This is a genomic window from Synechococcus sp. OH2 (genome assembly GCF_047462155.1).
Classification (GTDB): domain Bacteria; phylum Cyanobacteriota; class Cyanobacteriia; order Thermostichales; family Thermostichaceae; genus Thermostichus.
In genome coordinates, this window is the sequence record NZ_JANSIR010000108.1 from 1 (window position 1) to 10,384 (window position 10,384).

At 59.8% G+C, this 10,384-nt stretch carries 11 protein-coding genes; 9 read left to right on the forward strand and 2 right to left on the reverse strand.

What is annotated here, in order from left to right; all coding sequences use genetic code 11:
- Positions 1 to 605 precede the first annotated feature (605 nt).
- From NW835_RS10895 to NW835_RS10920, 6 genes are all read left to right on the forward strand, one after another.
- Positions 606 to 1,394 carry a hypothetical protein gene (locus tag NW835_RS10895; RefSeq protein WP_414415294.1) on the forward strand — a complete coding sequence of 263 codons (789 nt, stop codon included), beginning with the start codon at positions 606 to 608 and terminating at the stop codon, positions 1,392 to 1,394.
- A gap of 240 nt (positions 1,395 to 1,634) precedes the next feature.
- The gene (gene hisD / locus NW835_RS10900) at positions 1,635 to 2,948 is read left to right on the forward strand and encodes a histidinol dehydrogenase (RefSeq protein ID WP_414334957.1); all 1,314 of its coding nucleotides are present in this window, start codon (positions 1,635 to 1,637) and stop codon (positions 2,946 to 2,948) included.
- Between the two features lie 31 nt (positions 2,949 to 2,979).
- Positions 2,980 to 3,768: a hypothetical protein gene (locus NW835_RS10905; RefSeq protein ID WP_414366610.1), complete on the forward strand. Its 789-nt coding sequence runs from the start codon at positions 2,980 to 2,982 to the stop codon at positions 3,766 to 3,768.
- A gap of 108 nt (positions 3,769 to 3,876) precedes the next feature.
- The gene (locus NW835_RS10910) at positions 3,877 to 4,182 is read left to right on the forward strand and encodes a hypothetical protein (RefSeq protein ID WP_414334959.1); all 306 of its coding nucleotides are present in this window, start codon (positions 3,877 to 3,879) and stop codon (positions 4,180 to 4,182) included.
- Between the two features lie 24 nt (positions 4,183 to 4,206).
- Positions 4,207 to 5,361 carry a tetratricopeptide repeat protein gene (locus NW835_RS10915; protein ID WP_414334960.1) on the forward strand — a complete coding sequence of 385 codons (1,155 nt, stop codon included), beginning with the start codon at positions 4,207 to 4,209 and terminating at the stop codon, positions 5,359 to 5,361.
- A gap of 418 nt (positions 5,362 to 5,779) precedes the next feature.
- Positions 5,780 to 6,679, forward strand: coding sequence for an RNA polymerase sigma factor SigF (locus NW835_RS10920; RefSeq protein WP_414415295.1), 900 nt, complete (start codon positions 5,780 to 5,782; stop codon positions 6,677 to 6,679).
- Positions 6,680 to 6,774: 95 nt separating this feature from the next.
- Here NW835_RS10920 and NW835_RS10925 read toward each other — a convergent pair whose 3' ends face one another.
- On the reverse strand, positions 6,775 to 7,551 hold the full coding sequence (locus NW835_RS10925; protein ID WP_414415296.1) for a hypothetical protein: 777 nt from the start codon (positions 7,549 to 7,551) through the stop codon (positions 6,775 to 6,777).
- Between the two features lie 199 nt (positions 7,552 to 7,750).
- Here NW835_RS10925 and NW835_RS10930 point away from each other — a divergent pair, with 199 nt between their 5' ends.
- From NW835_RS10930 to NW835_RS10940, 3 genes are all read left to right on the forward strand, one after another.
- Positions 7,751 to 8,236 (forward strand): ureidoglycolate lyase, encoded by a 486-nt coding sequence (locus tag NW835_RS10930; protein ID WP_414349238.1) that lies wholly within the window; start codon positions 7,751 to 7,753, stop codon positions 8,234 to 8,236.
- 230 nt (positions 8,237 to 8,466) lie between these two features.
- A complete protein-coding gene (locus NW835_RS10935; RefSeq protein ID WP_414415297.1) occupies positions 8,467 to 8,622 on the forward strand; it encodes a hypothetical protein in 156 nt (51 codons plus the stop codon).
- 15 nt (positions 8,623 to 8,637) lie between these two features.
- The gene (locus NW835_RS10940; RefSeq protein WP_414415298.1) at positions 8,638 to 9,780 is read left to right on the forward strand and encodes a CAP domain-containing protein; all 1,143 of its coding nucleotides are present in this window, start codon (positions 8,638 to 8,640) and stop codon (positions 9,778 to 9,780) included.
- 340 nt (positions 9,781 to 10,120) lie between these two features.
- Here the strand turns inward: NW835_RS10940 and NW835_RS10945 are convergent.
- The coding region (locus NW835_RS10945) for a phosphoribosylglycinamide synthetase C domain-containing protein (RefSeq protein ID WP_414415299.1) at positions 10,121 to 10,384 on the reverse strand (264 nt) is incomplete at its 5' end.

The following is a 10,384-nucleotide window of genomic DNA, read 5'->3' on the forward strand; positions in this document are numbered from 1 at the left end:
CTCCATCCCCACCGTATAGACGGTGGGGAATTCCGCACCTTACGTTAACGATATTCCGGTTTATTTTAATGACTGCAAAATAACAGCCGCAGTTTCCTTGCCGCAGCTTTTTCGAGTTTCATCAGGTTTTTTTTGCAGACGAGAGGGATCCCTGTTACGCAAAGGGTAATTGCAGCGGCTGCAGTCGGTGTTGCTGGAAAGCTCTGTACTGGGCAAGGATTGGCAAAGACTGTAGTCATGGGCTGTAGCCAACCAGCCTCGGCTAATCTGAGCCACCGTAGGAGTTTTGACACTCCCCCGGCTGAAGTTGGGGAAGGCTTACGCAGTCCACAGTTGGACTCGTAAAGGCGCTGTCAAGACGCCCCTAGACAGTTCCTAGAGACAAAGCCTCAAGGTTCCGCTTGCTTACTGGCTTTCGGTACTGTCCGGGTTTTTCACCGGGGTAGGTGCTGACTTAAGATTACAACATCAATAATAACATTGGCGAGCATAATAACATTGGCGAGCGACTCCAGTCGCTCGAAGGCTTTTCCGCCCCGCACTAAAGTAAAGTACGGGGCTACCGACCCACTCTGCTGTGTTGGCCGAGTTGGCTCCTGAGGGGCATGGAGAAGGAAACACTCGAGAGTTTTTTGTCCATCCGGGGGGTGATGGGGGTGGCGCTCCTGAGTCGGACAGGCCGCCCTTTTTTCTACCGCTCTTTTCAGAACTTGGACAGCCGGCAGCAGCAGGCCCTTGCCGAAGGGCTGTTTCAGGTTTTGCAGACCATGCCCCCAGGCCTGGACTATTTTGACTTTCAGTTTGCCGAGCAACGAGTCTTTGTCTACCCCTTAGGGCCGGAGTGGGTGTTGCTGGTGGCGGTCAATGACGAGCTGGTGATGCCGGTCTACACCTTGGCCATCAACCGCCTGCGAGCCGAGCTGCAACAGGATACGCCGAAGGGCCTGGCCACCTTTCGCCTGTTGACCAGCCAGGCGGAGGCCGTCCGGAACCCTACCCAACCCAGCTCCACCCTAGCAGAAGGCAAGCCCACACCAAGGGAGGAGGCGACCCAGCCGGCAGCGACAGGCAGCCGCATGCAGATGGATGTCTTTGTGCAATCTCTCAATCGCCTCTGCCAGATCACAAGCGGCTATTTGGGCAAGGCAGTGATCGTCAACTATTGGAAGGCAGCGCGGCAGGAAGTGGTGGAACGCCAGGGATCCTCAGCCGAGTGGCTCAACCAGTTCGAGATCGAGCGCAGCGGCCAAATCCACTACCGGGGCACCCTCAAGGAGCTGGACGAATCTCAACAAAAGGTGCTGCGGGACTGGGTACTGGCTTTTTTCCGCCGCTGCGAAGAGGTGATCCACGACTTTCGCAATTTAATCAAATCGGCTGAATTGCGCTGGTAAAAGTAGAGGAAGCTGCTTTTCAAACAGCGTCCTCAAAGCGCCATGGCCGGTTCTTGGCCGCGGAAAATCCAGGCTAAGCTATGACCATAGCAGATCACCCCAGGTGCAGACGGGATCCCTGACCGAGGATGGCTCCTCTGGCCACCCCGAACCGGTGGAGTGAGGATCTGCTTTGCTACCGCGATGCCACCGGATCCCTCGCTACCATCTGCTTACGGCACGCTAGGCGAAGGAGTTGCCATGCTGAGAATCGTCACCCAGCTAACCGAGGCTGAAGCCGAGCTTAGACGGATCTCGGAGCGCACTCAGGCTGACCAGAACCTGCACCGTGAGGCCACTGTGCGGGAGATCCTGCAAGCAGTGCGCCGTCAGGGGGATCGCGCTCTACTGGCCTACACGGCTGAGTTTGACCAGGTGGAGTTGAGCGTGGCGGAGCTGAAGGTCTCGGGGGCGGAGCTGGAGGCGGCCTACCAGGCGGTATCGCCGCAACTGCTATCGGCCCTGCGCCTGGCCAAACAGCGCATTGAAGCCTTTCACCGGCAGCGGGTGCCCAGCAGTTGGGTGAGCTTTCCCGGCCCTGAGATTGTCTTGGGCAAGCAGTACCGCCCCGTGGACCGCGCCGGCCTCTACATTCCAGGAGGGCGGGCCGCCTATCCCAGCACCGTGTTGATGAACGCCATTCCGGCCAAGGTGGCGGGGGTGCCCGAGATTGTCATGGTGACCCCACCGGGATCGGACGGGCTGGGGGGCAAGGGGATCAGCCCGGCTATTTTGGTGGCCGCCCAAGAAGTGGGCATCCACACCATCTATCGCGTCGGCGGGGCCCAGGCCATTGCGGCGCTGGCCTATGGCACCGAGACCATCCCCAAGGTGGATGTAATCACCGGCCCCGGCAACATTTACGTGACTTTGGCCAAGAAGCTGGTATACGGCACGGTGGGGATCGACTCGCTGGCAGGGCCTTCCGAGGTGTTGATCATCGCCGACGAGAGCGCCAATCCCCTCTATGTTGCCGCCGATCTTCTGGCCCAGGCCGAGCATGATCCCCTGGCGGCGGCCGTTCTCCTCACCCCCGATCTCCAGTTGGCCCAACAGGTGCAGCAGGCGGTGGCGGCCCAACTGGAGACCCACCCCAATCGCCTGATGGTGGAAAAGGCGGTGGCCAACTACGGGCTCATTGCCGTAGTGCCGGATCTGGCGACAGCAGTCAACTTGTCCAACCAGTTCGCGCCGGAGCACCTGGAGCTGCAGGTGGCGGATCCCTGGGCCCTGCTGGATCCCATTCGCCATGCGGGGGCAATCTTCCTGGGGCACTACACTCCAGAGGCGGTGGGAGACTACCTGGCCGGGCCCAACCACACCTTGCCCACGGCGGGGGCGGCTCGCTACGCCTCAGCTCTAGGGGTAGAGACCTTCCTGAAGTACTCCAGCCTGATCCAATACGGCTCGGCAGCTTTGCAGGAGGTGGCTGGCGCGATCCAAGCTCTGGCACAAGCGGAGGGGCTGCCCGCCCATGGCCGCTCGGTGCAACTGCGCTTGGCCGAGGGGAGCTAGAGAGTTTGGCCTGGCCGCAGGTTGGGTGAAGATGGCAGCTTCTGTCTGGCGAAAGGGGCGGTGGTGGAGAGGGGCTCTGTCTGCGGCCATGGGATCCCTGCTGTTGGCGACGATGGCGGCTGCGGAGGGGATCCCTTCTCCGCCGCTGGCCGTGCCGTGGGAGTGGGTGTATGCCCTGCAGGAGCAGGCGCGGCAACGGCAGTGTACGCTGATTGGCCTGCTGCGCAGCCGGCCTCTGCCGGCACCGGATCCGCAGTGGCAGGTGTACACGCGGCTGGATTTGGTGGCCACCCCTCAGGCCAGTCGGTTGACCAGTGTGTTGTTTGCCAAGAACACTCGTACCCAAGCCTTGCAAGTGATCTATCAAGCTTCAGCGTCTGTGTACGACCCCGCCGAGCCCTTGGATTTTGCCATGATCCTGCCTCTGGCCTGGCAGGACAACACTCTGCTGGCGCGGGAGTACACAGGCTGGTTCCAAACCGATTTGAGCTGGGATCGGGCGGTGATCTGGCCCTTGCCCACCGACTCGACCGGGATCCCGCCGGTACAGGTTTGGGAGCCACCGCCGGCCCTGGGATATGCCGAGCTGCTGGGCTGGGATCCCCAGGCGCGAGGGCGGGTGCTGTTTGCCGTGGCCGATAGCCTGGAAGAGGTGCCGCGGCTGGTGAGCGTTGGTTCCTCTTCCGATTGGTTGGTGCGGGGAACGGCCACGCTGACCGTCCCCGATTCCTCGGGTTTGGAAGAGGGCTGGATTGGGGCTGTTCCCGCAGGGTCAGCGGCCATTTGTCATGCCGGGAACTTTGGGCTAAACATCAGGTAGCCCTTCTCGATAGCCCTGAGCCTGGCGTTAGCGGATCCAAGACCGCGGGCGACGCAGCAGGGCCAAGGGATCCAAGGGCAACGTCGATAACCAAGGAGTGGGGCGAGCATGTCAAGACCGCAGGTACGGCGGGGATGGCCTCTGGAAGCCTTTGTGGGCGATGTTATCGTCTGTACACTGGAGGGATCCCATCTGGATCAAGTGACGGAGATCCGCGTCAGCCCGGCGGGCAAAGGGATCCGGGTTAGCTTCGGGGATCCCTTGGGGCGCTCCCAAGGGCCGGTGCAGGCCACTGCCGAGGCACTGACCGTAACTTTTGAGATCGATCCCAGCACCTACCCTGGCGAAAAACGCATCGAGCTGATCTCGCCGGCAGGGCCCAGCGATCCCCTGCCGTTTTTGGTGATGATGTAGAGTCGCGCGGCGAGGAAGTGGGTCATGCCGTTTGCGATTGCTCCGAGCGATGTGGGTGTGCTGCTGCTGGGGGTGGGCCTGTTGCTCTTGGCCGGCGGCTGGGCCTGGTGGCTGCGACGACAGCAGCAGGCTGCTCCCCCAGACTCGACAACTGTTTGGCCGGCAACGGCGGTTGACCTCTCTGCCCTTACGGTGGAACAGGGGGCCCAACTGCAGCCCTTCGAACAGGCGGTGGCAGATCGGCCCCAGGATCCCATTGCCTGGTACAACCGCGCCACCACCCTCGACCACCTGGGGCAGGCCCAAGCTGCCCTGGCCAGCTACGATCGTGCCCTGGAGCTGAAGCCAGATTTTCCCGAAGCCTGGAACAACCGCGGCTCTCTACTGGACGATCTCGGCCGTCACCAGGAAGCGCTGGCCAGCTACGAGCGGGCTTTGCACCTAAAGCCGGATTTTTTTGAGGCCCGCTTTAACCAGGCCAACACGCTGCGGCAACTGGGCCGCTACCAAGAGGCCCTGCGCGCCTACGAGCAGATTCTCACCTTCCGCCCCGATAGCTCGGAAACGTGGTATCTGCACGGGCTAACCTTGGCCTCGCTGGGGCAGTGGCAGGGATCCCTAGCTAGCTACGACAAAGCCCTGGCCATTAACCCCAGCAATCCTCAGGTTTGGCAAAGTCGCGGGCTGGCCCTAGTGCACCTGGAGCGCTACGCCGAGGCCCTGGCCAGCTATGAACGGGCCCTGCAACTGGGATCCGCATCGGCTTCCCTCTGGGCCGGCCACGCCCTTGCCCACCACCGCCTGGGCAACTGGATGGAAGCTCTCAACAGCTACGACCGCGCCCTGGCCCAGGATCCCCAGCGCCCTCAGATCTGGGTGCAGCGCGGCCTGGTGCTGATGGACTTGAACCTCTACGGGCTGGCCATCCAGAGTTTTGACCGGGCCCTGCAGATGGATCCCGAAGATGCCGAGGCCCACTACGCCAAAGCCTGCTGCTGCGCCTGGGAAGGTCAGGTGCCCCAGGCTCTGCAAGCCTTGGAGCAAGCCCTGCGCCTGCAGCCGGAGCGCTACCGCCCCTTGCTCTCCTCTGAGCCCTATTTCGACCTCATTCGCAGTGAGCCGAGCTTTACGGCCTTCCTGACAGCCCTCTCCGGCCTTGGAACCGACACGGAGGGATAGCTTGGTAGCTCCGTATTTCGTGCGGGGCGGAGAAGCCCGTAAGCAACTTTAGTTGCTCATCGTCTGCGTCCTGAGTTCCAGAGGATGGGCCGGCAACAGCAATCTGGTGGCTCCGCCCAATGCAGAGGAAACCCGCTGATTTTCCGTAGAGATGCTGTTGCTTACAGCGAAAAACCTGAGCAAACTGAGAACACTCTAGCTCCTGGCAAATCTCGGGGGCAGGATGTGTTCTTCTTAACATCTGGTAGCATTTTCATGGACACAACCTGATACTGTCTGCCTGCAAGCTTCTTCGCGGTTGGTTCCAGGGGAAGTCTGGTTTCGCCTGGCATTCGCCGCCTTTGAGTTGTTTGGGTACTGATCGGGTCTTAAATGACTGCAGCTCAGAAAGTAAAGAAAAGAAAAAAAGTAATTGTCTATGCTAACAGCTCCTCAGCGGTCTTCTCTCGACGCCTCCGAGCCGCCAACGCCATCGACAGCCGCGGCTCCCCTATCTTTGACTAAAGCGAGTATTGGCGATTCTGGATCCCGAGCTGTGGGTGCGTCTATGGCATCCAAACATGAAGATGTTAAAGCTCAAACTGCTGCACTGTTGCGACTGTACCACCAGACTCGGGATCCGGCCCTGCGCAACCGGCTGGTGGAAATGAACCTGGGCTTGGTGCGTAAAGAAGCCCACCACTGGCGCAGCCAATGCAATGAGGCCTACGACGACCTGGTGCAAGTGGGATGCATAGGGCTCATCCAAGCCATCGAGCGCTTCGATATTACCCGCGGCCTGGCCTTCAGCTCCTTCGCCATGCCCTACATTCGCGGAGAAATTCAACACTACCTGCGAGACAAAAGCCCAACAATGCGGATCCCACGCCGCTGGGTGACTCTGCAGCGGCAAGCCAAGAAGGTGATTGCGCGCCTGCGGCAAGAGTTGGGCCGTTCCCCCTCTGAGGCGGAGGTGAGGGAAGCCTTGCAACTAACGGAGCAGGAATGGCGAGAGATGGAGCTGGCTCGACAAAACAGCCTCTTGCTCAGCCTCGATGCCCCGATTCAAACTGAGGAAGACAGTGTTGCGTTGGGAGATGTCGTTCCCGATCAGCGCTACCGCAGCTTTCAACTGGCTGAAGAAGACCGCATCCGTCTGCAACATGCCTTAGCCAAGCTGGAAGAACGCACCCGCCAGATTTTGGAATTTGTCTTCTTCTACGACCTCACCCAGAAAGAAACGGCAGAGCGGCTGGGGATCAGTGCCGTTACCGTTTCCCGCCAGGTCAAAAAGGGCCTGGAGCGCTTGGCCCAGTTACTCAAGCAGGACATTTTTTAATTTTAACTAGAGCTCTGCCAACTTAGGGATCCCTGCTCCAGTTTTCCACCCCTGCTTCAGCAGCAGTCACCAGCGCCTGCCGCAGCTAGGAGGGCCTAACCCAGAGGAGGAGAATCTGGGTTTTGAGCCTCGCTGGGAGGCTGAGTTTTGTCTGGGGATAGGCTTGCTTCCCAGTTTTGCAGTTGGCTCAGTTGGGAGCGCACTTGCAAGGCAATTTGCAAAGCAGCCTCCAAAAGCCGCGACTGTTCGCTGGCCTGTTCCCTTATCTGGAGCGCAGTTAGAGTCGTCAACTCGTCACCGAAGAACTCACTTTGCTGCTCAATAAAGTCTTTGTTCTGCCGCAAGATCCGTTCGGTTTTCAAGGCGCGGATTAGGTCGCTGCGAGCCAGCTTCAGAGCCTCGATAATCTGATCCCGCTGGGGCAGCTTGACCTCAGGGTTACCTGCCTCCACCAATTCGTCATTGATGTGAATAGCTTGAATAAGCTGATGGTAGCGATCTACTTCTTCCAGCAAGTTCAGCAAGAGCAGCAGGCGGCGGCTGCGGAAAATCCAATAGGCTTGGCCCAAAGCGGCAATGGCTGCCAGGATCCCCCATTCCACCAGCCAAGTGCCCCAACTGCTGTGCAGGCCAGGGATCCAGATCCGCCCCAGCAAGGTCAGCAGGGATCCCCCCGTCCAAAAGGTCAAGAAACGGCAGAAGAGATCCAGCACCAACAACAGGCGCAGCAGATCCCAGAAGGCGGAGAACTGGCGCAGCCAATCTTTCCAGCGACGGACAGGCCGAGGTCGGTACAGCCAATCTATAGGTACCCCGGAAAGGTTTTCCACCAGAGAAGGGGAAATGACCAGCTCCTGTAAATCCCGCCGCATCACCATTGCCGAGTGTTACAAATTTCTCCCATTTTACTGAGACTGTTCTGCGGAAGGAGACTGCCGGCAAATCTAGATAACTAGATAAAATAAGAGCTGCTCTGCTATTTGGGTCTTCACGACCTTGTGCCGGCAGCAGGTGGGGATCGGCTTGCGGAGCAACAACGGGTACAGGTTTGGGAAAGAGGAGACAAGCAGGGTGAGCAGTCAACTGCGCCAACTGAAGGCCCATCTCGCTGAACCGGAAAACTTTGCCCTCTACGGGCAGGTGATCTATCCTACTCCTGACGACAAACCCTTCGATGGCCAAGATGCCCAGTTGGTTTTGAATCAGGGGCAACCCCGCTTTTACCTCATGCGCTTGCCCCGCCGTGGCCTTCGGTTCACCCAAATAACTCACCACACCCGTTGCACCCAGTGTCTGGGATCCCTGCACGGCAAGGAGTGGTTTATCGCCGTCGCGCCGCCTGCCGACGAGCTGCAAGTGGATGAGATTCAAGCTTTTCGGGTGCCCGGCGACCGCTTTATCAAACTGGAAATGGGCACCTGGCATGCCGGCCCCTACTTCGATCACGAGGAGTTTATCGATTTCTACAACCTGGAGCTGGCCGACACCAACCTCACTGACCACGAGACAATCAACCTGCTTCAGACCTACAACCTGGAGTTTCAGATCATCCCTTGAGCAGCCGAATTCAGCAGCAAAAAAGCAGATTCATCTAAGGTGCATTAAGGTACGGGGATCCCTACCAGCACTAAGGGTGGAGAGAGAGGATCGCTTTGGGCTCTATCTCTGGTAGGCAGGGCCAAGGGGGAGAAACATCGTTCAACTTATTCTCAGGTTCTGCTCTGGCACTTCCCCCCCTGCGTGATAAAACAGGGTCAAACCTGGCAGGGTTTTGGAGATCTGTTGCGATGGCTACACTTCAACCCACCCAAGTGACCTGCAAGCTCTTGGGGGCTCTGGCCCTGTTCCTCTGCCTGGGGCTGCTCTCTGCCTGTGACGAGGGTAGCAGCAGCACCGTCAGCCCCCCCAGCCTCCCTCCTACCCCTACTCCTGCTAGTCGATAAGCCTACAGGACTTACATGCCTTGGCAGCGGCTGCCCAGTTGGAAGCCAGTCTGGGCAGGGGGGGTTCTTAGTTTGCTCTGCCTACTATTTTTGGTGGCTGCCTGTGGTGGGAGGGGATCCCTCACAGCTCCAGAACCTCCGCGGGCAGGAGAGCTGCCGATTGCCAACTTCCTCTGCCAGTTGGATCGCCAGACCCGCACCTTTGCTGGCCCCATCTATGCCGAGCAGCCGCAAGTTGCCACCTGCAATCCCGGTCGCCTCACCCCGGCAGCAGCCCAGAAGATGATGGATCGGCTGAACTTTCTGCGGCTGTTGCACGAGTTGCCCCCGGTGGAGCTCAATCCCGAATTCTTGGCGGCCGCTCAGCAGGCGGCGCTGCTGCAGGTGGCCAATGGCGCCCTCAGCCACGAGCCACCTCCCTCTTGGCGTTGCTTCACTGCTGCCGGGGCGGCGGGATCCCGCTTTAGCAACTTGGCGATTGGCCCGATTCTGGAGCTGAACGGCCCCGACCCAGGGCGGGTGCTGGCGCGCCAGGTGGATATTTATTTTGCCGAGCCGGGCCGGGAAAACTTCGTGGATGTGGGGCATCGCCGCTGGAACCTCTACCCCCAGTACGCCCAAGGAGCTTACGGCATTGTCTACGACCCGCGGGCCGGACGGGTGACCCAGGCCAATGCCAATTGGATCTTCGGTTTTGACGAGTCGGTGCCAGATCCAGAGTTCATTGCCTTCCCGGAGAGGGACGGCTACCTGTACCGCCTCGAAGGGTTTTCCAGCCAACCTTTGTCTGCCTACCGCTGGTCTTTCTCGGTGCCCAGCCGCGGCGGCCTCTCTGATCTCAGCCAGGCCCAAGTTCGCATCACCGATGCCCTCACTGGCGAGGCAGTGCCGGTTTGGGATATCCGGGTTGGGGATCCCACCTTTGGCCTAGAGACTCTCACTTACTCGGTAGGATCCGTCCAGCCCAATCGCCCCTACCTCTTTGAGATTAGCGGCATCCGGCTCAAGGGCGGGCCGCCGCGCACCTATCGCTACACCACTACCCTCTACGACTGCGACCCTCAGGCGCCGCAAAGGTCTGCACCCGTAACCGCAGGACTGGGGATCCCACCCCGCTGGCTCTGGCAGAAGGAGCCCTTCAACCTCAGCTTAGAGTAGGACTTCGAACCCTGATGCTCAACTGCATGCATCCGGGATCGAGACATTAGTCCTCTTCTCCTCAGTTGGGAACAGCCGTGGCTGCCTCCCTTCTCCCTAGCCGCCAGAACTCCGGCCCCCTGACGCCAGAGGAATCCAAGCACCGAGCAGGTTAGTTGCAACTGGGAACAGCTCCACCGTTGAGAAAATCTAAGGAAAGTTGAGATTCTGATACCATCGTTGCCGTCTCTTTACTGGAGGAGTTAGGCTCTAATCATCAAAGCTTTTTTTAAAGCTGCTTTACCAGCCCCAGAGAAGCGACCTCTCTGGGGCTTTAAGATGCAGTCGAAAAAGAAGGGGACTAGGAGGCGGGCACTACACCTCGCCGGACGGCAGGCCCAAGGGCGCGGCTGCCGATGTCGGAGCGGTAATGGGCTTTGGGGAACTGGACTTGCTCCACGGCGGCATAGGCTTGGCGCAGCGCTTCCGCCAGCGTTGCCCCTTGGCCGGTAAGACAGAGGACGCGCCCGCCGTCGCTGAGGAGCTGCTTGCCCACCTGGCGGGTGCCGGCATGGAACACGAGGGCCCCGGTGGCAGCAGCAGCCTCCAGGCCAGTAATGGGGAT

Bases quoted from the DNA above. Each gene is read 5' to 3' on its own strand.
- NW835_RS10895 (WP_414415294.1), top strand. From the start codon at position 606: ATGGAGAAGGAAACACTCGAGAGTTTTTTGTCCATCCGGGGGGTGATG.
- hisD (WP_414334957.1), top strand. From the start codon at position 1,635: ATGCTGAGAATCGTCACCCAGCTAACCGAGGCTGAAGCCGAGCTTAGA.
- NW835_RS10905 (WP_414366610.1), top strand. From the start codon at position 2,980: ATGGCAGCTTCTGTCTGGCGAAAGGGGCGGTGGTGGAGAGGGGCTCTG.
- NW835_RS10910 (WP_414334959.1), top strand. From the start codon at position 3,877: ATGTCAAGACCGCAGGTACGGCGGGGATGGCCTCTGGAAGCCTTTGTG.
- NW835_RS10915 (WP_414334960.1), top strand. From the start codon at position 4,207: ATGCCGTTTGCGATTGCTCCGAGCGATGTGGGTGTGCTGCTGCTGGGG.
- NW835_RS10920 (WP_414415295.1), top strand. From the start codon at position 5,780: ATGCTAACAGCTCCTCAGCGGTCTTCTCTCGACGCCTCCGAGCCGCCA.
- NW835_RS10925 (WP_414415296.1), bottom strand. From the start codon at position 7,551: ATGCGGCGGGATTTACAGGAGCTGGTCATTTCCCCTTCTCTGGTGGAA.
- NW835_RS10935 (WP_414415297.1), top strand. From the start codon at position 8,467: ATGGCTACACTTCAACCCACCCAAGTGACCTGCAAGCTCTTGGGGGCT.
- NW835_RS10940 (WP_414415298.1), top strand. From the start codon at position 8,638: ATGCCTTGGCAGCGGCTGCCCAGTTGGAAGCCAGTCTGGGCAGGGGGG.